17 protein-coding genes and 1 tRNA gene are annotated in these 22,760 nt (G+C 45.2%); 9 read left to right on the forward strand and 9 right to left on the reverse strand.

What is annotated here, in order from left to right; all coding sequences use genetic code 11:
* Positions 1-293: 293 nt before the first annotated feature.
* Complete coding sequence (locus FDP09_RS03180) at positions 294-1,325, reverse strand: DUF4421 domain-containing protein (RefSeq protein ID WP_229683406.1); 1,032 nt, start codon at positions 1,323-1,325, stop codon at positions 294-296.
* A 1,120-nt stretch (positions 1,326-2,445) separates the two neighbouring features.
* Positions 2,446-2,619: a hypothetical protein gene (locus tag FDP09_RS23670; RefSeq protein WP_187328781.1), complete on the reverse strand. Its 174-nt coding sequence runs from the start codon at positions 2,617-2,619 to the stop codon at positions 2,446-2,448.
* A gap of 1,071 nt (positions 2,620-3,690) precedes the next feature.
* Between FDP09_RS23670 and FDP09_RS03185 the strand changes: the two genes are divergently transcribed.
* Positions 3,691-4,485: a glycosyltransferase family 2 protein gene (locus FDP09_RS03185; RefSeq protein ID WP_137401266.1), complete on the forward strand. Its 795-nt coding sequence runs from the start codon at positions 3,691-3,693 to the stop codon at positions 4,483-4,485.
* Here the strand turns inward: FDP09_RS03185 and FDP09_RS03190 are convergent.
* Both FDP09_RS03190 and FDP09_RS03195 read right to left on the reverse strand, forming a co-directional pair.
* Complete coding sequence (locus FDP09_RS03190) at positions 4,482-5,192, reverse strand: glycosyltransferase family 2 protein (protein ID WP_137401267.1); 711 nt, start codon at positions 5,190-5,192, stop codon at positions 4,482-4,484. The genes FDP09_RS03185 and FDP09_RS03190 overlap by 4 nt on opposite strands.
* 148 nt (positions 5,193-5,340) lie before the next feature.
* Entirely contained in the window at positions 5,341-6,543 is a 1,203-nt protein-coding gene (locus FDP09_RS03195) for a pyridoxal phosphate-dependent aminotransferase (protein WP_137401268.1), read from the reverse strand.
* Between the two features lie 206 nt (positions 6,544-6,749).
* Here FDP09_RS03195 and FDP09_RS03200 point away from each other — a divergent pair, with 206 nt between their 5' ends.
* Positions 6,750-7,613 (forward strand): toxin-antitoxin system YwqK family antitoxin, encoded by an 864-nt coding sequence (locus FDP09_RS03200; protein WP_137401269.1) that lies wholly within the window; start codon positions 6,750-6,752, stop codon positions 7,611-7,613.
* A 481-nt stretch (positions 7,614-8,094) separates the two neighbouring features.
* Here the strand turns inward: FDP09_RS03200 and FDP09_RS03205 are convergent, their stop codons facing one another.
* A complete protein-coding gene (locus FDP09_RS03205) occupies positions 8,095-9,456 on the reverse strand; it encodes a DEAD/DEAH box helicase (protein WP_137401270.1) in 1,362 nt (453 codons plus the stop codon).
* Between the two features lie 70 nt (positions 9,457-9,526).
* Here FDP09_RS03205 and FDP09_RS03210 point away from each other — a divergent pair, with 70 nt between their 5' ends.
* The 5 genes from FDP09_RS03210 to FDP09_RS03230 all read left to right on the forward strand — a co-directional run bounded on the left by FDP09_RS03210 (position 9,527) and on the right by FDP09_RS03230 (position 15,831).
* The gene (locus FDP09_RS03210; protein ID WP_137401271.1) at positions 9,527-10,876 is read left to right on the forward strand and encodes a dihydroorotase; all 1,350 of its coding nucleotides are present in this window, start codon (positions 9,527-9,529) and stop codon (positions 10,874-10,876) included.
* Positions 10,877-10,961: 85 nt separating this feature from the next.
* Positions 10,962-11,037 (forward strand) — tRNA-His (locus FDP09_RS03215).
* A gap of 367 nt (positions 11,038-11,404) precedes the next feature.
* On the forward strand, positions 11,405-13,321 hold the full coding sequence (locus FDP09_RS03220) for an amylo-alpha-1,6-glucosidase (protein ID WP_137401272.1): 1,917 nt from the start codon (positions 11,405-11,407) through the stop codon (positions 13,319-13,321).
* A 12-nt stretch (positions 13,322-13,333) separates the two neighbouring features.
* On the forward strand, positions 13,334-14,623 hold the full coding sequence (locus tag FDP09_RS03225; protein WP_137401273.1) for a glycosyltransferase family 4 protein: 1,290 nt from the start codon (positions 13,334-13,336) through the stop codon (positions 14,621-14,623).
* Positions 14,620-15,831, forward strand: coding sequence for a glycoside hydrolase family 57 protein (locus tag FDP09_RS03230; RefSeq protein ID WP_137401274.1), 1,212 nt, complete (start codon positions 14,620-14,622; stop codon positions 15,829-15,831). The genes FDP09_RS03225 and FDP09_RS03230 overlap by 4 nt, the downstream gene beginning before the upstream one ends.
* 89 nt (positions 15,832-15,920) lie before the next feature.
* Here the strand turns inward: FDP09_RS03230 and clpB are convergent, their stop codons facing one another.
* Entirely contained in the window at positions 15,921-18,533 is a 2,613-nt protein-coding gene (gene clpB / locus FDP09_RS03235) for an ATP-dependent chaperone ClpB (RefSeq protein WP_137401275.1), read from the reverse strand.
* Between the two features lie 588 nt (positions 18,534-19,121).
* On the opposite strand from clpB, the gene rlmN reads away from it, so the two are divergent.
* Together rlmN and FDP09_RS03245 are read left to right on the forward strand one after the other, a co-directional pair.
* Entirely contained in the window at positions 19,122-20,180 is a 1,059-nt protein-coding gene (gene rlmN, locus FDP09_RS03240) for a 23S rRNA (adenine(2503)-C(2))-methyltransferase RlmN (protein WP_137401276.1), read from the forward strand.
* 154 nt (positions 20,181-20,334) lie between these two features.
* Positions 20,335-20,805, forward strand: coding sequence for a porin family protein (locus FDP09_RS03245; RefSeq protein ID WP_137401277.1), 471 nt, complete (start codon positions 20,335-20,337; stop codon positions 20,803-20,805).
* A 77-nt stretch (positions 20,806-20,882) separates the two neighbouring features.
* On the opposite strand, the gene murQ is transcribed toward FDP09_RS03245, so the two are convergent.
* From murQ to FDP09_RS03260, 3 genes are read right to left on the reverse strand one after another with little or no spacing between them, the layout of a single operon-like run.
* Positions 20,883-21,689, reverse strand: a complete 807-nt coding sequence (gene murQ / locus FDP09_RS03250; protein ID WP_137401278.1) for an N-acetylmuramic acid 6-phosphate etherase — start codon at positions 21,687-21,689, stop codon at positions 20,883-20,885.
* The gene (locus tag FDP09_RS03255) at positions 21,686-22,528 is read right to left on the reverse strand and encodes an N-acetylglucosamine kinase (protein ID WP_137401279.1); all 843 of its coding nucleotides are present in this window, start codon (positions 22,526-22,528) and stop codon (positions 21,686-21,688) included. The genes murQ and FDP09_RS03255 overlap by 4 nt, the downstream gene beginning before the upstream one ends.
* Positions 22,525-22,758 carry a cytochrome b5 domain-containing protein gene (locus FDP09_RS03260; RefSeq protein WP_137401280.1) on the reverse strand — a complete coding sequence of 78 codons (234 nt, stop codon included), beginning with the start codon at positions 22,756-22,758 and terminating at the stop codon, positions 22,525-22,527. Before FDP09_RS03260 ends, FDP09_RS03255 begins: the two co-directional genes overlap by 4 nt.
* Positions 22,759-22,760 lie beyond the last annotated feature (2 nt).

Consider the following 22,760-nt stretch of genomic DNA (forward strand, 5'->3'; position numbering starts at 1 on the left):
GTAAGTCAATTAATAATGAACATCCCTCAATTTAAAATACAGGTGGTCAATGAAAACTTTTAATGGTCACTGACTTTGCTGATATAATTTAGCAAAAGTTTCGATTAAAAGGTTTTTAATCCAAATGATACATTAAGGATCGTGATAGCCTGTCCCGACGGAAGTCGGAAAGGGCCTAAACTGTAAGAAAATCAGTTAATATAGTGGAGTAGGCGTAGGTCGCTACAGGGCAGTTGGAACTAAAGTGTGGCGATTGATTTGGAGGCCATTTCGGGATTACATGAGGTACATCACTATTCCAAATATTGATACGGGTTAATGGTGTCCAAGAATTTTCTGACTTTAGGACTTGGAATGAATCGGTAGATGAGGTTTAGTCGGTAATTTCCCGTTATGAGGCTGTTGTTGAAATCGTCGTTTTTTGCTAACCTCACCTTGCTATAGACATAGTTGGCATTGACTGCCCAGCGCTTGGAATTATACCCCACACTGGCTTTGAGTAAGTAGTTGGCATTGACCGACCAATTGGTGGATTTTTCCAGTCCGTATTGATTGGTAAAACCCACACCGATATTTCCACTGGCAGCGCCCATCAAGAAGTAGTGTTTGGCGATGACCAGTGTATAAGCGTACCCGATGTTTGGCCCAAATTCCATAAAGAACAGTTTGTCAAAATCTCTGGACGGGTCGATCATGACGCTTTTTGGGATGAAGGAGCTGTCACCTTTTGCCAGCCCGCCGTATATTTCCGCCCCTACCAAGAGGGTTCCGGCGGATTTTTTCTGCCATTCTGTTTGCAGGAATGCCGCTTTATAGCTGAATTTTTCTCCGTTAAAAACGTATTTTACAGAAGCGCCGACCTCGCGAACCTTGATGTCTGGTCGATAATAATAATGCTGGCTTTCTTCCGCAAATTCACCTTCCGGCACCAAATGGTAACCATTGTACACCTGTAAGAAGCCATCGATGGCCCATTTGTCTGGATAAGCGTGCAGTTGGGCGTCGAGGTATTTGGTATCCCCCTTCCCTCTTTCGGGATTTAAAAAGCCAAATCCCAATGCAAGATTAAGGGTGAAAACATCATATGAAGCCCCCACTCCCATGTTTAAGGTGGAGTTTGGCCGATAGCGTAACAATGGGGCTTCTTTCAGGCGGTCCCGAATGTCAAGGCCTGTATATTTTCTGGAAAAGTACAGCCTGCCTGTCACCATATCGGTAAAGCGTTCAAAATACGTGGTGTCATTTTGAATTTGTGCAAACAGGTCGGTGCAGAAAAATATCCCTGTTATTGCAAGTATAAAGCCCCATTTTCGCATGAACATCATTTTTATCGGTGCAGTCCCCGGTCAAACCAAAGAAGCATTCGGTAAGTATATAAAAAATATGGGAGTTTATCGCTAAATGCTGCAGATCTCTCAGGGCAAACGCATTTAGGATTAATTTCCTGTAGGGCAGCTATCATCCGTGCCGCTGGCACTCCTTCTGGAGGCTGATGAGTGCTTAACGTCCTGCGGATGAATCCGCAGGTTACTAAATTTATCGTGCCGCTGGCACTTTACCGCAGTTTGTACATTAGGAATAGCAGCAACCTCTCCCGGCAAATACTGAAAGAGCACGAGCATCAGTTGGTCTAAAGGACGAATAATCCGCCGCACCTATCTGCCCAAGTGGGGAGAATGGTTTAGATAAGTTTATGTATATTCGTAACGCAACACTTAGCCTCGGAGAAACGAAGTATTCACTGTGAGTCCATTATTCGGCCTTTGGAGCATTCGGTTTTGGGACAGTTGATGGGGGCGTTAAGAAAATGAGTTAGCTCGGGCAGTGGACAAGCGAGATCCACTCATTTTTAGCCCATAGCAACTGGCACAAAATCAAATTAAGGCAAACGAATTCGTACTCATAAACCTGACCACTTAATGCGAAGAATGCTCCATGGCCTAGATTTTTTGCCTACTTTTTCATCAATGGAAAAAGTAGGAAAGTCCAATAAAGCATATAAAGCTAAATTCCATAGGAACGGCAGATATATTCAAACTGGAACACTTTTTTAAATGCGTTCGCCCTGGCAGATCTCTATGTTGGGATTTTGGATCAAGCAATATTTCTGGGTGGACGAATGTTGACATGGTCTTATGAAAGAAAATTTCATTCCGTTAAAACGATGGGCTTCCTCCATCCGCACGAATGGGTTTTAGCGGGAATTTGTGGTGAAAAGGGCGTGAAATGCAACTAAAACTGAAAACTTGGGACGGGAAATTTACCACGGGCTTCACCCATGGCTATGAACGTGTCACTCCTCTGGGCTAGCTTTCGAGTGTAATCTTTCAATGCTGGCCCAACATGCACTTGGTGCCTTTGGGACGTTGCGGCATTTTTATGTATCGGTGGTTTTGCCATTAAGTAAACTGGCAGCCCCCAACTTTTCCGCTTGATCCGGGATTTTTAACGGACGAAGAGCTGCATGTAAAAAAAGGTCAATGCGCCAGCCACCGTCCCAGAAACCAAAAAGGCCTTGACGAAAAATGATTTCACCTGACCGTGATATTTAAAGAAAGACAAGGTGGCTAGGGAATAAGCGGTAAATAGAAGAAGGGCACTGGCAACTGTTTGAATCATGGTATCCTTGCTTTTTAGAATTTGATGCAAGGACGACAATTTTATCCGGTACAAAGATTATCCAGTTTTAAGTTTTTGTTAATATTCAGGAAATCAATACTTTCCTTAGCGGATTTGTGGATGGGGGATAGGTTCAACTAATCCATCCTTAAAACGGTGATGAGTTAAAAACTCAAACTTTAACTGGACCCGCAGCCCGGCTGTCGTAACAACTGACCAATTGTAAATCTATGTTCATTCTTATTACTTCACTAGTTTCGCACCATCCCTATTACTTTTCTAATTCCGCATTTGAAATGCGAACTGCTGGTAGAGGCATTTGTCATGCCTCTACCAGCAGTGAAGTCCCCAGAAACATGGCTGATCCTTGATCATCAAAAATGCCATCCTTGTTTCGGTAAGGATGGCATTGATATTTTTGTTTCATTTTAATAAAATGGAGGTTGATAAAAAATAATTATTAAAATAACCTCCAACTCAATTACACACACTAAAAGTCGGTAGTAGAAAAAGTTGCTTAATCACCCGTGACAAATGTAATAATTTTTTTTGATATACCGCAAAATTTATTTCTATAAATTATCGGATTTAATACTGGAATAATGACAAAAGTTATATTTGTTAAGTGTTTTTTTAATAAAAAAAGATGTATTGACCAATAGGAGGTAATTAGCGAGGGTTGTGAGGATTCTGAAAAGTTCTGTTAATTCTTATTTCCAAAGTATTGATTTTTTGGGAATGAGGGGCTATTCATAAGCATTCCTACAAGTCTTGGGTTGAAATCATTTAAAGTTAAATAGGTGGACAGAGCAAGGTGCCGATCAGGTGACTATTGGTTTTTCTGATGGTACGGTTGTAGTGGGAGACCATGGGCTTGAATTGAATTTGGTTGGTTTATTTTAGTAGGAGGAGATCTATCTGATTTTCCATATTATTATTTTTAAGGAATGCTTACCGACTCCTTTGGTAGGAATATAGATAATCCGATGATATATTGTTTATTGTAAGTAAAGAAATGAATTAGCTTTTTATATTTGACTTTTGAATGAAACTTTGAAAAAACTACCACCCATGCATGCATCGGAACAGGAAAATCTGGTAAGTATCGTTATCCCGTGTTATAACCAAGGTAAATACCTAAGGGAAACGGTGCTTTCAGTACTTGGCTCCACCTATCACCCCTTTGAAGTGATTATCGTAAACGATGGGTCAAAAGACGATTCTCTTCAGATCGCAGGAGCATTGGCGAAGGAATTTCCTGAAGTAAGGGTTATTGACCAAGAAAACGGAGGTGTTTCCAAGGCTAGAAATACAGGCATAGAAGATGCAAATGGCAGTATCATACTTCCGCTGGACGGTGATGATCTTATTTCAAAAGAATACATCGAGGCTGCAGTCAAGGTCCTGAAAGCCCAGCCAGCCGTAAAAGTGGTCTATAGCCAAGGAGTGAAGTTTGATGAAGCGGGTCAGAAAAGCTGGAATCTAAAGCCTTTCAGTAGGCACCAGTTGGCGCTGGACAACATGATTTTTTGCTCGGCCTTGTTCAGGAAAGTAGATTGGCGAAAGGCAGGGAAATATTCAGAAGAAATGCGTTTTATGGGCCGGGAAGACTGGGAATTTTGGATCAAAATGCTCAAGGACGGCGGGGAAGTGGTTCAGCTGCCTTTCACAGGATTTTATTATCGACTTACACCCAATAGTAAGCGAAAGAAAACATCCAGTGCAGCAATAAAGAGAGAGCGAATCGCTTTTCTAAACTCAAGGCACGCAGCGTATTTTTCAAGGGAGCTTAATGGTCCCCTACGTTTTCGGCGGTCTTGGTCCAGGCCCTACAATACCATGCTGAAATGGTTAGGTATGCTTTAGATCTTATCCATTCCTTTCCAGAATTTCAGGAAATAATATTTTAATGGGTTTTTGTATTTGAGTTGCTTCCAGGGACGGCTGCCGTGGGGCTTGTGAAGTACTGGCACGTCCATCAGCACATAATTGCTATGGCCCAGTTCAATGGCTTTTTTGGAGATAAACGTATCGTACCAGTCTTTGGACTGATCCAGCTGCATAAAATCATAAGCCGCCAAAAATTCAGGACTGAACAGTGTACAGCAAAAGCTCAAACTCCTCTTCGTATCAATGACTTTTTCCGTGACATCCTTGAATTTCAGGTATGGGAAGTTGACTTTCCGGTCATAGCCTACCGTGATGGCTCCTACCAAGCCGGCATTTTGATGGCCGTCAAGGAAGCGGAGCATTTCTTCGATGGTGTTTTTCTCTACCGTCACATCGGATTCTACCACGAGCAGAGGAAGTTGCTTTTCTACTGCCTCCTTCTGGGCCATTTGGAGCACCAGTTTGTAGTTGGGAGAAGGAGTGTCCGTGACATCTTCCAAGTGCACCAATTCGTAACCGATCTTTGGGGCGTTTTTGTCCAGGGCGGCTTTGGTTTCTGCCGAACTGAAATCATTGAAAATTTTATGGATGACCGGGACAGATGATGCCTTGATGGCTTGAGCTGTTTCCAGGGTGGTCTCGATCGAGTTTTTGACAGGTGTGATTACAAGTGCTTTGGCCATAACAGCGGCAAGATACAAAAAAATGATGGACTCATCACGGCAAAAAAACGAGGCTGTCTCATCATTGAACCATCCGTCATCACGATTCCGATATCCATCGGCATTGCCATGACGAGGATTTATGAGACAGCCTCGGGTTACCTTTTTATCAGCTAAGTTTAGCTACTGCTTCTTTGATACGTTTCAGGGCTTCTTTCAGCTCTTCTTCGGAAGCGGCATAGGAAAGCCTCACGCAGTTGGGAGCCCCAAAAGCAGCACCTGTCACGACAGAGACGTGTGCCGTGTTCAGGATATACAGACAGAAATCATCTGCATTTTCGATCTTGATCTCCCCGGCAGCCTTGCCAAAGAAGGCTGTCACATCAGGGAAGAAATAAAAAGCTCCTTCCGGTACGTGTGTCTTGATGCCGGGAATGTCCCTAAGTAGCTCTAGCACAAGCTCCCTTCTTTTCTTGTAGGCTTTTTCCATTTCTACAGAAGGCGTCTGGTCACCGGTGATGGCTGCCAAAGCGGCGCGCTGGGCGATGCCCGTGCCACCAGAAGTGAATTGACCTTGGATTTTTTCACAAGCCTTGGCGATGAAAAGCGGGGCGCAGATGTAGCCCACTCTCCAACCGGTCATGGCATATCCCTTAGAAAAGCCATTGACGGTGATGGTCCTGTCAAACATTCCGGGAAGTGCCGCCATGCTGGCATGCTGGCCGGTATAGTTGATCAGTTCGTAAATCTCATCAGCTACGACATAGATGTCCTTGTGTTTTTTGATCACTTCAGCAATGGCTTGGAGTTCATCCTTGCTGAATACAGATCCGGTAGGATTACAAGGAGAGGAATAGATGACCGCCTTGGTCTTGTCCGTGATGGCCTCTTCCAGTTGCTCAGCCGATGCTTTGAAGTTGTTTTCAAGGGTCCCTTCGATGAGGACCGGCACACCACCTGCCAGCTTGATGATTTCTGCATAACTTACCCAGTATGGAGAGAAGATCACCACTTCATCACCTTCATTGAGCAGGCACATGAAAATGTTCGCAATGGAATGTTTGGCGCCAGTAGAAAGAACGATGTTTTCCGCTTTGGCTTCAGTGATTTTATTTTGGGTTTGTAGCTTTTGGGCAATGGCTTCCCTCAAGTCTTGATAGCCTGCTACGGGAGAATACGAGAAATATTTCCCCTCATCTATGGCAGCCTTGGCCGCATCCTGGATGTGCTGGGGAGTCTTGAAATCAGGCTCTCCCAGACTCAAACTGATGATATCGATTCCCTGGCCTTTGAGCTCTCTTGCTTTTTTGGCCATCGCCAGCGTAGCTGACTCTTCCATATTGTTAATACGGTCTGATAAAATACTGCTCATTTGCTTTATAATTGTTTTTATATGGTCAGTTTATTGTTACCTTTATTTTTCTTTTCCGCCCAAGATGCAATCGAATCGATTGCTGACGTTTTAATAATTGGGCAAAATTAAGGATTATGCTTGTTAATTCTAAACCTTTCTTTTATTTAGAGCATAGAATCTTCCAATTAAAACGTTATCATTAAAAACAGTGCAGTGTTTAGCAAATGCTTGGCATGAAAAAATACCTCATTCTACTTCTTTTATTGGTCAAGGTCAGCATACTCAAGGGCCAGCGCTTTGACTCCTTGTCATCCGCATCGCCTGCCGCGGACTCTTCCGGTGTCGTGGAGAGCTCGCTACTTCCTACCACTGCGCCCATCCTTCTTTTTGACGATGAGAAACGCAAAGAAGAAAAGAAAAAGAAGCGGAAAAAACAGAAGAAAAACATCTACTATGGCGAGCGCACCCGCAAGGATTTTATCCGCGTGGAGACCAGGGGGAAGACCCAGTATCAGCTGTTTCACATCACCACCAGAAACAGAATGGTCAATCCCTATGTACGGGATGTGTATTGGTTGGATACCAAAAATGATGTGATCAGGACCAAGGGATTTAATCCCGAAGAAGGATATCTGCTGCACGGCCCTTATGAAAAACGTATCGATGATGCTGTGGTGGAGAAAGGGATGTTTTACTTTGGCACCAAGCATGAACGGTGGATGACTTTTGACCAAAAGAACATCCTGCTGAACAAGGGGCATTATTATGAAGGATGGCCAAAAGATTCCAGGGTTACCTATTACAATAAAGGCGAACAGCAAATTGAGAAAGTCATCCCTGTGGAATACGAACTTAAGGAAGGCAACTTTTACCACTTTTATGAAAATGGTCAGTTGGCCGTAATGGGTGAATACCATTATGGAGAAAAAGTGGGGCTATGGACAGAATACTGGAATACGGATGGCGGCAAGACCATTCGCAAGCGGGAGATCCAATACCAAGAGGAACCTTTTACCAAGAATTTCAGACCATATATAAAGGCGGAATGGAATGCAGATGGACAACTGATCTATCAGGCCGGGCGGTAGTGGGCAGATTAAAACTCGACATATGGGCAGGTGCTTTGGGAATAAAGCGCAAAGATCAATTTCACAAATGCTGGGTTGTGCCAGGCTCCGTTTTGCGGGGTCTCCGTCCCAGCACTGGTAAGTTTTGAGTCTCTGACTCAATAAAGCTGTTCCAGATTTGTACCCCTCCCTGTTGTTACCCTATTTAATATTGAAAACTTATATTAACCCGGTCAACACTAATCAGGGAAGTACACAATTCCACTGTGGACGTTGTCTTTGCCCTTTTATCCCGGATTATGCGTTGGGAATCGTAGTGAGAGCTGAAAGTGCAAGAAAATCAGTTAGTTTGGAGGCATTAGCGTAGCACCGCTACGGTTATACCGAAAACTAAAGTGAAACGACTGATTTTGTCCGCCGCGGCGGATCAGGTCGCAACAGATAGGCTAATGCATATTCCGGATTTATCTATAGTCTAATATCCGGCTAATTGCCGCGCTTTTTACCGTTTGCCTCCCTTTTTCTTCATCTGATTACGGTTTCTTTTGGCCTTGCTGTTTTTGTTGCCACGAACCTTTTTCTTGTCGGGATTATAGTGGGGATTAGTATTCGCACGGGCCTTTTTCTCATGAAAGGCTCCCTTGAAGGTAGGGTCAGCTTTTTGCCGTTGCTTGTCGATCTCCCGGTCGTAGGCCTGCTTTTCGGCAAAGGGCGTGTCGGCAATGCGCACCTCCTTGGGAATGGGCTCCTCGGGCACCTCCATTCGGATAATCTCCTCGATCCGCCCAAAATGATATTCCTCTGCAGGGTTGATAAAGGTAAAGGCAGCACCTTCCTGCTCTGCCCGGCCGGTACGTCCCACACGGTGAACATAGTCCTCATAGATCAGCGGCACGTCAAAATTGACTACATGGCTGACCATGCTGATATCCAGCCCCCTGGCCGCCACATCCGTCGCCACGAGGATCCTCACATTTCCTGACTTAAAGTCATCCACGGAATTGATTCGGGTATTTTGTCCCTTATTGGCATGGATCACACGGATTTCACCGTGCTTTCTACGTTCAAGGTATTGGTAAACCGCTTCGGCATTTTTTCGGGATTTGGCAAAAACGATCACCCGATTGATTTCTCCGTCCTGCAGCAAATGATCCAGTAGGGTGATCTTGGTCTTGAGATTGGGCACGAAATACTTGGTCTGTGCCACCGTATCGGCTGTAGTCGCTTGCAATGCAATCTCGATCCGCTCAGGAAACTCCAAAAATTCGTGTGAAATACGCTCTACCCTTTCCGAGAACGTCGCCGAAAAAAGCATGTTTTGCCGCTTCACGGGAATCACTTCCAAAATTGATCGGAGCTGCGGCATAAATCCCATATCCATCATTTTATCCGCCTCGTCCATCACCATGGTTTTGATATTACGGACAAAGAGCTCGCCTTTACTATAAATGTCCATAAACCGACCTGGTGTGGCGATGATAATATCCACTCCTTCGCGGATCTTTTCGATCTGTGGCGTCGGCCCTATGCCTCCATACAGGCACACATAACGGAGGTCAGTATATTTGCCGAGATCAAGGATCGCCTGCTCTATCTGAATCACCAACTCACGTGTCGGAGCCAGGATCAAGGCCCGAGCATGGTCGCCCTGCGCATATTTTGTTTTCATCAATAGTGGCAACACATAGGCGGCGGTCTTTCCGGTCCCGGTCTGGGCGATGCCCAAAATGTCCTGGCCTGCCAATGCGAGCGGGATGGTCTTTTCCTGAATAGGGGTAGGCTTGGTATAGCCAGCCTCTTTCACCGCTTCCAAAAGCTGCTTGTTCAGTTTAAAATTTTCGAAAGACTGCGGGCTATCGGACATGATTTATTAATTTTAGCTTCAAATTGATTTAGGATATTTTCTACTCCTGCAAATTCCAATATAATAAGATATGAAGAAGCGTATATTGATCACTGATGCAAATATAGTAAATGAAGGTAAGATTATCCGAGGGGATGTTTATATACAGGAAGGATTGATCTTCGCTGCCGGTGGAAACCTGAAGGATTTTCAGAAAGAAGCGGACATTACCATAGATGCAAAAGGGAAATATTTGCTTCCCGGGCTGATCGATGACCAGGTTCATTTCCGTGAGCCAGGCCTCACCCACAAAGCCGAAATCTACACTGAAGCCAAAGCTGCCGTCGCCGGCGGTGTCACCACCTTTATGGAAATGCCCAACACCGTTCCCCAAGCGACGACGTTGGAGCTTTTAGAGGAAAAATATAAAATAGCTTCCGAAAAGTCACTGGCCAATTACTCGTTTTATCTCGGTGCCACCAACGATAACTTGGACGAACTCCTAAAAGCCGATCCCAGCACTATCTGCGGCATCAAGGTATTCCAAGGCTCCTCCACAGGCAATATGCTGGTGGACAATCAAGAAACCTTGGAAGGGATCTTCGAAAAATGTGAGATGCTCATCGCTACACATAGCGAAAATGATGACATCATCAAGGCCAACCTGGAAAAATACAAGGCGGAATACGGTGACGACATCCCGATAAAATACCACCCAAAAATCCGATCGGCAGAGGCATGCTATGATGCTTCCAAACGGGTAGTGGACCTGGCCAGAAAATATGGCACCAAGCTCCACATCCTTCATATCAGCACGGCTAAGGAAGTCATGCTATTTGACAATACCCTGCCGCTGGAGGAAAAGCGCATTACTGCAGAAGCCTGTATTCACCATATGTGGTTTTCTGAAAAAGATTACGATAAAAAAGGAACCTTGATCAAGTGGAATCCGGCTGTAAAAACGGCCACAGACCGAGACGAGATCTTAAAAGGTGTATTGGATGACCACATTGACGTAATCGCTACAGACCACGCCCCTCACACCTTGAAAGAAAAGGAAAATCCTTACACCAAAGCCCCTTCCGGCGGCCCCTTGGTACAGCATAGCTTGGTAGCCCTTTTGGAAATGTACCATCAAGGAAAAATCACGCTGGAGCAAATCGTCCAAAAAGCCTGTCATAATGTCGCTATTTTGTTCGAAATTGACAAAAGAGGCTATATCCGGCCTGGATATCATGCCGATTTGGTCCTTGTGGACTTGGATGACCCTTGGGAGGTAAAAAAGGAAAACATCCTTTCCAAATGCGGATGGTCCCCATTTGAAGGACAAGTATTCCAATCAAAAGTAACCCATACACTCGTTTCCGGACACATTGCGTACGAAAACGAGGCATTTGATGAAGCACAAAAAGGAGAACGACTTAAATTTTCCAGAAAATAATTAGCCATAGCTATTGTTTGAAAAAAAAGCGTGTATTACCTTTGCAGTCCATTCAGGGATAAGACCTGAATATACCTATAAATATGGTGGTTGTAGCTCAGCTGGTTAGAGCGCTGGTTTGTGGCACCAGAGGTCGTCGGTTCGAACCCGATCTTCCACCCGAAAACCCCTCATTATGAGGGGTTTTTCTTTTTTTATAAAGTACAAAGAACTATTTCGGCATGTTATTTGTCGGAAGAATGTATCATCAAAACAGTGCAGTAATGTTTACATTATTCAAACAACGACCTACCTTTCCAAAGGTAAAACCTGTAAATTTGAAAGATATTCAAATGTATATGGCGAAATTCGAAGAATCACTGAAGAACTTCGATGAGGTACAAAAAGAAAACATTAAATCAATTACCAGATAATAGTAAAAAGGTCACAATTTAGTGACCTTTATTTTTTCGTATTTTATTTTTCTTTTCGCAGTATTAGGGTATTTTTAGTAAACACTCTAAAACCACTTTTAACTGCAAAAATTCCATGAGCTACATCCATTTTGATAAGACAGAATTAATTAACTTAAATTATTCTCTCGAAAAAGAAACCATTCGATCCAATCGATCGGGATGCTACACCAGCACCACCATCATAGGATGTAACACCAGGAAATACCATGGACTGTTAGTGGCTCCTCAGCCACAAATCGACTCACAGCTTCATGTCTTATTGTCCACCATTCATGAAACGGTCATCCAACGCGGAGCCAGCTTTAACTTGGGCATCTGCAAGTACCCAGGCACTTATTCCCCCAGAGGGCATAAATACCTGGAGGATTACAGCTCCGAGCCTATCCCCAACCTTATATATAGGGTAGGAGGCGTAGTGCTTCAAAAAGAGATTATCCTAGACACCACCGCAGACAGAATGATGATCAAATATACCCTGCTGGACGCCCACTCTCCCACTACCTTACGGCTTAGTCCTTTTTTGGCCTTCCGGGGCTATCACAGCCTGTCCAAAGCCAACACCTATGTCAATAAAAAATCCAACAAGGTAAAAAACGGTCTTGAATTCAAACTGTACGAAGCATACTCCCCGCTATCCCTACAAATCTCGAAAAAAAATGATTTTATCGCCGTACCCGACTGGTATTATGATATCGAGTACATCCGGGAAAAGGAACGTGGCTATGATTTTTTGGAAGACCTATATGTACCAGGCTATTTTGAATTCCCCATTGAAAAAGGAGAATCGGTCATTTTTGCAGCAGGCCTCGAAGAAGCCGACCCTGAATCGCTGGCGGAGGCTTTTGACCGGGAACTCAAACGTAGAACCCCCAGAGACAATTTCGAAAACTGTCTTAAAAATGCTGCGGGACAGTTTATCAGCCGACGGGGTGACGAAACCCGGGTCATCGCAGGTTATCCTTGGTTTGGCTGGTGGGGCAGGGACACCTTGATCGCCCTGCCTGGGCTCACCCTGACACAAGGTGACTACAGCACATTTAAGGATGTCATGCGTACCCTCTCCAAGGACATCCAAGGAGCCATGTTCCCCAATATTGGCAGCGGAGGGCAATACAACATGAACACCCTGGACGCCCCCTTATGGTATTTTTGGGCTTGGCAGCAATATGAGAATCATACTGGCGACCGCAAAACCATCACCGATCAATATCTCCCAAAACTCAAAGGCATCATCGACGGGCTCATTGCCGGAAGTGACTTTAACATCAAAGTATTGGAAAATGGCCTGCTCTATGGAGGAAAGGAAGGCATTGCCCTTACCTGGATGGATGCCGTCACCACAGATGGCCCCGTCACCCCAAGGATCGGCTGCCCGGTAGAGATCAACGCACTCTGGTACAATGCACTCTGCTACTACCATGAGCTCACCAATGAAGGTTTTGCCAAAGAGCTTGCCGAAAAAGTAAAAACTTCATTTAACGGGGCCTTTTGGGACAAAAGCAAAGAATACCTTGCAGATGTTGTCGATGGCTCCCATACAGACTGGTCCGTCCGTCCCAATATGGTTTTTGCCACATCCTTGCCTTACAGCCCACTGGATGATGTCCAAAAAGCCGCGGTCTTGGAAACCGTGAAATCCCACCTCCTCACGCCTAGGGGATTGAGAACTCTCGCTCCGGGCAATCCTGCTTATAAAGGCTATTACCAAGGCAACCAATACCAGCGCGACAATGCCTATCACCAGGGAACAGTCTGGCCTTGGCTTCTTGGCCATTTCGTAGAAGGCTATTTAAAAATCCACGGCAAAGCCGGTAAAAACATCATCAAAAAACTGATCAAAGGCTTTGATGACACCATGTCCCAATACGGGGTGGGGTCCATTGCGGAAATATACGACGGCGACCCGCCACATCGTCCAAAAGGCGCCATTTCGCAAGCCTGGAGTGTCGGAGAGTTGCTCCGGATCATGCAATTAGTAAATCACTATTAAACGTCACTTTTTATGAAGGTATTAATGTTTGGATGGGAATTTCCACCGCACATCTCAGGTGGACTGGGAACGGCCTGCTATGGGCTATTGAAAGGCATGTCACATTTTGATCATGAAGTGGTTTTTGTCGTCCCAAAACTATATGGAGACGAAGATCCCCTGGCTGATTTTGTAAATGCCAGTGACGTAGAGATTGATTACAGGGAAAAGCGGTTTAAACAAATCTGGAAAAACCTCACTTATCTGGAGGTCAGCTCATTTCTGATCCCTTACTTGGGGCCAGAGGAATTTGCACGTTTTACCGACAAGGCATTGCATGACCGTACCGATGTGGACGAAAGCATTTTTGCCAATAAATTTTCATTCAGCGGAAAATACACCAAAGACCTGATCATGGAAGTCTCGCGCTACGCCCTCGTAGCGGGTCAAATTGCCAAAAACAAAGCACATGACATCATCCATGCACACGATTGGCTGTCTTTTCCTGCCGGCATTGCCGCAAAAAAAATCAGCGGAAAACCATTGGTAGTACATGTGCACGCCACCGAGTTTGACCGCTCAGGAGAGCATGTCAACCAACGCGTATATGATATCGAACGATCAGGGATGGAAATGGCCGATAAGATCATCGCGGTAAGCCATCTTACCAAAAAAACCATCATTACCCGGTATGGCATCCCTGAAGAAAAGGTCACGGTCATTCACAATGCCGTCCTTGACACCAGCATCATCACCAGTTCGGCCACCAAAAAAGTCCCGGAAAAAATAGTGACCTTTCTCGGCAGGATCACCTTCCAAAAAGGCCCGGAATACTTCATAGAGGCCGCCAATAAAGTCCTTAAAAAAGACGACAATGTGCGTTTTGTAATGGCCGGATCAGGCGATTTAATGAACCGGATGATCGACAGGGTAGCCGAATTGCGGATTGCAACCAAATTTCACTTCACTGGATTTCTTCGGGGTGGGGACGTGGACCAGATGTTTGCCATCAGCGATGTCTATGTGATGCCCTCCGTCTCGGAGCCGTTTGGCATCTCTCCCCTAGAAGCGGTACGCTACAATACCCCCGTGATCATCTCCAAACAATCGGGAGTCGCAGAAGTGCTTACCAATGCCCTGAAGATAGACTTTTGGGACATTGACGCCATGGCAGACGCCATCTTTGCCCTGCTCCACTACGGCGGCATCTCTACGATGTTCCGACAATGCGGAAGCGAAGAACTCAAAAAAATGAAATGGGAGCACGTCGCTGAAAAAATCTTCGCCCTTTATGATAAAACTCTAACCGTAACACATTCATGAGAACCATTTGTTTTTACTTCCAGGTACACCAGCCCTATCGGCTAAAGCCTTACCGATTCTTTGACATTGGCGAAGATCACCATTACTGGGATGATTTTGCCAACAAAAGCATTATGCGAAAAGTAGCCGAAAAATGCTACCTGCCCATGAATGCCCTCCTGCTGGAATTAATTGAAAAATACCATGGCCAATTTAAGGTCAGCTTTTCCTTGTCGGGGGTATTTATGGATCAGATGGAAGAGTATGCACCAGATGTGCTGGAGAGCTTCCAAAAACTCGTGGCCACCGGCCATGTAGAGCTGCTCAACGAAACCTACGCCCACGCACTTTCGGCATTGAAAAGCAAAGATGAATTTCACGACATGGTGCGCGCCCAACAGGAAAAAGTCAAAAAGCTCTTTAATGGATACACTCCTAAAGTATTTCGAAACACAGAATTGATCTATTCGGATGTTATAGGAGAAATGGTGGCCGAACTGGGCTATGAAGCGATCCTAACAGAAGGTGCCAAGCATATCCTCGGCTGGAAAAGTCCCAATTATGTGTATTGCAATGCCATCGAGCCTAAACTAAAGGTACTCCTGAAAAACTTCCGATTGAGTGATGATATCGCTTTCCGGTTTGGGGAAAAAGCCTGGGCGGACTGGCCACTTACCACGGATAAGTTTGTCAATTGGATCAATCAAATCCCCCAGGAAGAAGAGGTCATCAATTTGTTTATGGACTATGAGACCTTTGGTGAACACCAATGGGCAGAAAGTGGAATATTTGAGTTTATGCGCCACCTCCCGGATGCAGTACTCCACCAATCAAACTTCACCTTTTCTACACCATCAGCGGTAGTGGAAGAAGCCTCCCCAGTCGGTAAAATCCATGTGCCCGTGCCCATCTCCTGGGCAGACGAAGAGCGGGACCTTACCGCGTGGCTGGGCAATGACCTCCAAGACGAAGCTTTTGACCGACTCTATGACCTGGAACCAATGGTCAGGCAGTCCAAGGATCCACAAATCCAAAAGGACTGGAAATATCTCCAGACCAGTGACCACTTCTATTACATGTGTACCAAATTCTTCTCTGATGGAGACATTCACGCTTATTTTAGTCCTTACGAAAGTCCATACGAGGCGTTTATAAATTTCATGAATGTGCTGAGTGATTTTATGCTAAGGCTAAAAAAAGAGCAAAACGTATCCATTACGGAAAAATAAAAAAATCCCCGGCTCACTACCGGGGATTTTTATTAGCTTAAACTGCAACTGACTGCTTGATTACCATCACAGCAGCGCCTTGTCCCAGATCACACTTCCACATCTTCGACATTCTTAAAATAAACCTGCTTATCGGCATCCAAGTCCACCAATACGGCTGCATCATTTTTAATATAGCCGCTCAGGATCTGCTTGGAGAGCTCATTAAGCACTAATCGCTGCATGGTCCTTTTAAGTGGCCTCGCCCCAAACTGGGGATCAAAACCAACCTCTCCCAGATAATCCAGCACTTCTTTTGTGGCATCGATCTCAATACCGGACTCTGCGAGTCGGTGTTGGATTTCCTTCCACTGGATATCCACGATTTTCCGGGTAATTTCCCTATTTAACGGTTCAAACATGATCGTTTCATCTATCCTGTTCAGAAATTCCGGACGGACAGACTGCTTCAATAGCTCAAATACCTCTTTCTTGGTATCCTCCATCACCTGCTCCTTGTTCCAGTCCTCAATGGCAGCAAACTGCTCTTGGATCAACTGCGAACCGATATTGGTAGTGAGAATAATAATGGTGTTTTTAAAATTGGCCACCCGACCTTTATTATCTGTTAGCCTACCATCATCCAGCACTTGCAGCAAGATATTGAACACATCGGGATGGGCTTTTTCGATCTCATCCAACAGGATAACCGAATAGGGCTTTCTCCTGACGGCCTCGGTCAACTGCCCACCTTCATCATAGCCCACATAACCGGGAGGCGCTCCGACCAACCTACTGACAGCATGCCTTTCCTGGTACTCGGACATATCAATCCTCACCATGGCATTGTCATCATTGAAGAGGTATTCTGCCAAGGCCTTGGCCAATTCTGTCTTACCCACACCAGTGGTTCCCATGAAAATGAAGGATCCAATCGGCCGTTTAGGATCTTGCAGTCCTGCCCGGCTCCTACGCACGGCGTCGGAGAGCGCTGCAATGGCCTCTTGCTGACCAGCCACTCGTTTGCCTAGTTCATCCTCCAAGTGAAGGAGCTTTTCCCGCTCACTTTCGAGCATTCTGGACAAAGGAATTCCCGTCCACTTGGCCACCACGGCAGCCACATCCTCGGCATCCACTTCCTCCTTCAGCAAGGGCGAGCCCTCCTGCATTTCTTGCAGCTGCTGCTTAAATGACTCTAACTTTTGCTCACTTTCGCTGATTTTTCCATAACGGATCTCAGCTACCTTTCCAAAATCCCCTGCTCGTTCTGCTTGCTCTGCCTCTAGTTTAAACTTATCGATATTTTCCTTCTCACGCTGGATGCCCATAATTACAGCTTTTTCACTTTCCCATTTGGCTTTTACGGCTTGGCGCTTCTCGGACAATTCGGCAAGTTCTTTGCTCAGCACGGCTTCCTTGTCTTTGTTTTTCTCACGACGGATGGCTTCCCGCTCGATCTCCAGCTGCATGATCCGCCTGTTCAGCTCGTCCAGCTCCTGCGGAAGGGAGTCTATCTCCATTCGCAATTTGGCAGCGGCCTCGTCCATCAGGTCAATGGCCTTATCAGGCAAGAACCTGTCCGAAATGTACCGCTGCGAAAGCTCTACAGCCGAAATAACCGCATCATCCTTGATCCTCACTCCATGGTGAAGCTCATATTTATCCTTGATACCCCTTAAGATGGAAATGGCATCCGCAGCGTCCGGTTCATCCACCATTACTGCCTGAAACCTTCTTTCCAAGGCCTTATCTTTTTCGACGTACTTTTGATATTCCTTGAGTGTCGTCGCTCCAATGGCATGCAGCTCACCCCTCGCCAAAGCAGGCTTCAGCAAGTTAGCAGCATCCATGGCACCTTCTCCGCCACCACCGGCTCCGATCAAGGTGTGAATCTCATCGATAAATAAGATGATCTCCCCATCAGAATCGGTCACCTCCTTGATCACTGCCTTTAATCGCTCTTCAAATTCCCCCTTGTACTTGGCACCTGCCACCAGTAACCCCATGTCCAATGATATGAGGGTTTTGGACTTTAGGTTTTCCGGTACATCACCGCTAACGATCCGCTGTGCCAACCCTTCGACTATCGCAGTCTTACCTACACCCGGCTCACCCAGTAGGATGGGGTTGTTTTTGGTCCTTCTTGCCAAAATCTGCAACACCCTCCTGATCTCTTCATCGCGACCAATAACTGGATCAATTTTACCCTTCTTGGCCAATTCATTCAAGTTTTTGGAGTACTTCTCAAGAGACCTGTATTTTGCTTCTGCGTTTTGGTCAGTAACTTTATTCCCCTGTCTCAATTCTTTGATGGCTTCGATCAGCCCTTTTTCGGTTACACCTTGATCTTTGAGCAACTGGGCAGATTTATCACTACCGGAAAGAATTCCCAGCAGCAAATGCTCGACCGCCACAAATTCATCTCCAAAGGTCTTCAAATACCCTTTGGCTTTAGTCAAGGCCTGATTTCCTGCATTGGAAAGATACGGTTGCTGCCCGCTGACCTTTGGAAAGGATTGGATGATTTCTTCCAGTTTTTGGGAAACCAACTTCTTGTTGACGCCCAGCTTTTTGAAAACAAAATCAACCACACTTTCATCTTCAGAAAGGATGCCCTTTAGCACGTGAGCCGGCTCAATGGCCTGCTGCTGCTCAGCCATACAAAGCTCAGCGGCCTTTTGTATAGCCTCCTGCGATTTGATTGTAAATTGCTTAAAATCCATTTTATCTATTGCTTATTTTTTTCCAAATTTTCCATGAGCATCTTGCTCTGTCCTACTTTTATCAAATCCAGCACCAATCCAAAAAAAACGGGTTTTTCGGAAAAAATGTCCGAAAACAGCTGCTAAAAACCAATATTTAGGACTTTTTGACAGTAAAATTGCATCATCAAAGGATTACACCCCCCTCAATTGTCACTCACTAAATTTACTTGCCGCCTCCATTCCATTCCGAAACATTCCCTTTTCCTGGAATAAAAAATGGAAGCCACTAAGTCACCAAGACACTAAGGTACTTGCTGAAAAGACTATTGTTCCGACAGCTGTGCAGCGGAACTAGGAGCCATTGGTTTTTAATTAAACAGAACCCGCATGGCTTATTCCTTTGCAAGATAAATCTGGGCAAAGTGCCAGCGGCACGATAAATTTTGTAACCTGCAGCGCTCCTCAACCTCCCTAAGGAGTGCCATCGGCACGGATGAAAGCTATGCCTACACGAAAATTGTTTCCCTTTAATACACTAAATGCGTTTGCCCTGCCCTGACACCTCTCCACTGTTTTACAATCCCATAAATTCCCTACCTTTGCATTATGAAAACGGGTGAGAAAAAAGATATCAGGAAATTGAGCTTGGAAGAACTCCAAGACTTCTTCCTATCTGAAGGGGACAAAAAGTTCAGGGCCAACCAAGTATATGATTGGCTATGGAACAAGTCATTGAAGAATTTTGATGACATGACCAACATTTCCCTGTCCACCCGTGAAATGCTGAAGGCCAATTTCACCATCAATCATGTCAAGGTGGATCTGATGCAGCACTCTAATGACGGTACCATCAAAAATGCCGTCAAACTCTACGACAACAAAATAGTGGAGTCTGTGCTAATCCCAACTTCCAAGCGGATCACTGCCTGTGTTTCATCCCAAGTGGGCTGTAGCCTAGACTGTAATTTCTGTGCGACTGCCCGGCTGAAAAGAATGCGAAACCTGAACCCAGATGAAATCTATGACCAGGTCGTCGCCATCAAGGAAGAAGCGGAGAAATACTTCCAACGTCCCCTGACCAATATTGTCTTTATGGGAATGGGCGAGCCTTTGCTAAACTACACTAATGTCATCGACGCCATTGACAAGATCACCGCTCCAGAAGGACTTGGCATGGCACCGAGAAGGATCACGCTTTCCACGGTAGGGATTCCTAAGATCATCAAAAAAATGGCCGACGATGAAGTAAAATTCAACCTGGCCATCTCCCTCCACTCCGCTATCAACAGCACCAGAAGCCGCCTGATGCCCATCAATGACAAAAGTCCGGTAGAGGACCTGGCGGAAGCCTTAATTTACTGGTACCAGAAGACCCAACGCAAGGTCACTTATGAATATGTAATATGGGACGGCATCAACGACGATGAGGAACATGCCTTAGCCTTGGCAAAATTCTGCAAGCACATTCCTTCCAAGGTCAACATCATCCAGTACAATCCCATCGATGAAGGCGAGTTTCGGCAAGCTTCCCAAGAAGCGGTGGACATGTACGTGCGTATTCTCGAAAACAGAGGTATAGTCGCCAAAGTCAGAAAATCCAGGGGCCAGGACATCGATGCAGCATGCGGCCAACTTGCGAACAAAAATGAAGTCGCTGAAATATAATCTTTTAAACATTTAATTGTTAAAAAGCACAACCATCCCTTACTTTTCGTCGTTTGTCAGGGTGGAAATATCAATAAGGCTGATTCATGATTTTTATCACATTACGTCATTTGGCCTTGTTTTTGGATGTCACAAACTAAACTTTTATACAACTATGAAAAAACTATTATTATTAGGACTGTTTGCCATGACAGTTACTTTCGCACAGGCCCAAAGTGAGGGCGACATCAGACTGCAAATTGGTGGTGATTATGCATTTGACGCTGAAGATTTCGGGTTGAATTTCGGGGGAGAATACCTAATAACCGACCAAATTTCAGCTGCTCCGAACTTTACGATTTACTTTCCAGAAGGAGGAAATGCCAGTACCCTGAACATCGACGCTCGGTATTATTTTACCAGAGATCTCCTCCAATGGTATGGCCTTTTAGGTTTTACCAATAACTGGTACTCAGCAGAATTCATGGGGGTAAAGGCAACAAGCAGTACTGCTGGTGCCAATATCGGTGCCGGTGGTGTCCTGAAATTTACGGATAACCTGGCATTTAATCCTGAATTAAAATACCAGGCCATGAACGGCGGCCAAGCGGTATTCCGCTTTGGCTTGGTTTATTTCTTGCCATAAAACAACCTCAGCCCATATGGCAAAATCAAAGCATTTATAAACAAAAGGCTCCGGTGCTACAACCGGAGCCTTTTGTTTTACTCCTGCTTCCAATCATCAAGGGCATCTTTTACCGATCCGAACTTTAGCAACCTCTCCTTGGCTTGCTCTTCTTCCAATCCGGTGGCATCCATGATCATCCGCGTACCGCGCTCCACCAGTTTTTGGTTAGACAATTGCATATTGACCATCTTATTGCCCTTCACTTTTCCGAGCTTGATCATTACGGATGTAGAGATCATATTGAGCACCAACTTCTGTGCCGTACCTGATTTCATACGAGTACTGCCCGTCACAAACTCCGGCCCCACGATCACTTCCACAGGATATTCGGCGGCTTTGGCCAGTGGCGATCCTTCATTACAGGTAATGCACCCAGTAAGCAATCCGTTTTCCCTTGCAGTCCTTACCCCACCGATCACATATGGCGTGGTACCTGATGCAGCGATGCCGATTACCGTATCCAAATCCTTCACTCCATTGGCCTTTAAGTCTTGCCAAGACTGGTCGGGATCATCCTCCGCCTTCTCTACTGACTTCCTAATAGCTGTATCCCCACCAGCAATGAGTCCAATCACCATATCATGTGAGACCCCGTAAGTAGGAGGACATTCGGAGGCATCCAGGATCCCCAACCGGCCACTCGTACCGGCACCGATATAAAACAACCGACCACCCTTGGCCATGCGCTCCACTATTCTTTCAATTAAATCCTCAATCGCTGGCAAGGATTTTTCTACCGCCAAAGGAACGGTTTGATCTTCCTTGTTCATATTGGAAATGAGCTCAGCAACACTCATTTCTTCCAGATTGTCGTAATTCGAACTGCTTTCTGTTGTCTTCATAGGTTTTCTTTATGGTATAATGTCAATCCCGCAATAGGACTTTCCAAGACTAAATGAACATGAATCTGCATATCAGCTGCGGCTTTTCTTAGAATGTCGCTATTATAAAACGCCACAGACCCTACGAAGCTTACCTTTTTTTTATGGTAATTTTCATACCTGATCACATGCTTCTTAAAGAAATCCTGAAAAGCATTATAATACAGCAGGTAACAGTATGGATTGGAAATATGTTCTGTGATAAACCGGCAGAAACTTGCCATATACCTTCCCGGAAATGGCTTCCTGTAAACGTTATCTTGTATCACCTGCGCTGTGAGCTGAAACCGTTCGGACACTTCACGCTTAAGCACATCTGGCATTTCATCATGAATAAAATCTTGCAGAAACTTCTTACCAATATAGGTACCGCCTCCTTCATCCCCTAATATAAAACCCGGTGAAGGCCTAGAGTCAATGATTTTTTCACCATTATAATCACAACTATTAGAACCGGTACCAAGAATACAGGCGATGCCTTCCTCATGTCCGCAGGTTGCCCGAGCCGCCGCCAAGAGATCATGGTCTATTTTTATAGTGGCATTTCCAAATAGATTGCCCAATGCAGTGGCCACTCCTTTTTTATTTTCGGGAGTGGAGCATCCTGCTCCATAATAATAAATAGCCACTACCTCTTCTTTGAGCTTCAATAAAAATTCATCATTCAGCTCTGTAGCCATTTCCTCGGGTGTCTGGTAATAGGGATTAAATCCCACTCCCCTGAATTGGCTGACGTTGCCGTCCCTGTCGATTCCTCGCCAGTCCGTCTTACTTGATCCACTGTCTGCTATTAATATCATTGATCTATCAATTGGCCAATCGGCTCAAATTTGTCAAATACATTGGCGGTATGCGGAGCATCTACCAGCTCATCGGTCAAGTCCTGCCCAGCCCAATGTTCATAATGTTTCCCATTCTTCCATAGCCTGGATCGGGACACATCATAAATTTTCCCTTTAAATGCCACCCAGATTTCAGGTTTGTCCTGACCATTTCTCAAGGCCAGTTGTTGTCTGCTATAAGCCTTCATGA

The sequence above is a fragment of the Echinicola rosea genome (assembly GCF_005281475.1).
GTDB classification, from domain to species: domain Bacteria; phylum Bacteroidota; class Bacteroidia; order Cytophagales; family Cyclobacteriaceae; genus Echinicola; species Echinicola rosea.

Bases quoted from the DNA above. Each gene is read 5' to 3' on its own strand.
- FDP09_RS03180 (WP_229683406.1), bottom strand. From the start codon at position 1,325: ATGATGTTCATGCGAAAATGGGGCTTTATACTTGCAATAACAGGGATA.
- FDP09_RS23670 (WP_187328781.1), bottom strand. From the start codon at position 2,619: ATGATTCAAACAGTTGCCAGTGCCCTTCTTCTATTTACCGCTTATTCC.
- FDP09_RS03185 (WP_137401266.1), top strand. From the start codon at position 3,691: ATGCATGCATCGGAACAGGAAAATCTGGTAAGTATCGTTATCCCGTGT.
- FDP09_RS03190 (WP_137401267.1), bottom strand. From the start codon at position 5,192: ATGGCCAAAGCACTTGTAATCACACCTGTCAAAAACTCGATCGAGACC.
- FDP09_RS03195 (WP_137401268.1), bottom strand. From the start codon at position 6,543: ATGAGCAGTATTTTATCAGACCGTATTAACAATATGGAAGAGTCAGCT.
- FDP09_RS03200 (WP_137401269.1), top strand. From the start codon at position 6,750: ATGCTTGGCATGAAAAAATACCTCATTCTACTTCTTTTATTGGTCAAG.
- FDP09_RS03205 (WP_137401270.1), bottom strand. From the start codon at position 9,456: ATGTCCGATAGCCCGCAGTCTTTCGAAAATTTTAAACTGAACAAGCAG.
- FDP09_RS03210 (WP_137401271.1), top strand. From the start codon at position 9,527: ATGAAGAAGCGTATATTGATCACTGATGCAAATATAGTAAATGAAGGT.
- FDP09_RS03220 (WP_137401272.1), top strand. From the start codon at position 11,405: ATGAGCTACATCCATTTTGATAAGACAGAATTAATTAACTTAAATTAT.
- FDP09_RS03225 (WP_137401273.1), top strand. From the start codon at position 13,334: ATGAAGGTATTAATGTTTGGATGGGAATTTCCACCGCACATCTCAGGT.
- FDP09_RS03230 (WP_137401274.1), top strand. From the start codon at position 14,620: ATGAGAACCATTTGTTTTTACTTCCAGGTACACCAGCCCTATCGGCTA.
- clpB (WP_137401275.1), bottom strand. From the start codon at position 18,533: ATGGATTTTAAGCAATTTACAATCAAATCGCAGGAGGCTATACAAAAG.
- rlmN (WP_137401276.1), top strand. From the start codon at position 19,122: ATGAAAACGGGTGAGAAAAAAGATATCAGGAAATTGAGCTTGGAAGAA.
- FDP09_RS03245 (WP_137401277.1), top strand. From the start codon at position 20,335: ATGAAAAAACTATTATTATTAGGACTGTTTGCCATGACAGTTACTTTC.
- murQ (WP_137401278.1), bottom strand. From the start codon at position 21,689: ATGAAGACAACAGAAAGCAGTTCGAATTACGACAATCTGGAAGAAATG.
- FDP09_RS03255 (WP_137401279.1), bottom strand. From the start codon at position 22,528: ATGATATTAATAGCAGACAGTGGATCAAGTAAGACGGACTGGCGAGGA.
- FDP09_RS03260 (WP_137401280.1), bottom strand. From the start codon at position 22,758: ATGAAGGCTTATAGCAGACAACAACTGGCCTTGAGAAATGGTCAGGAC.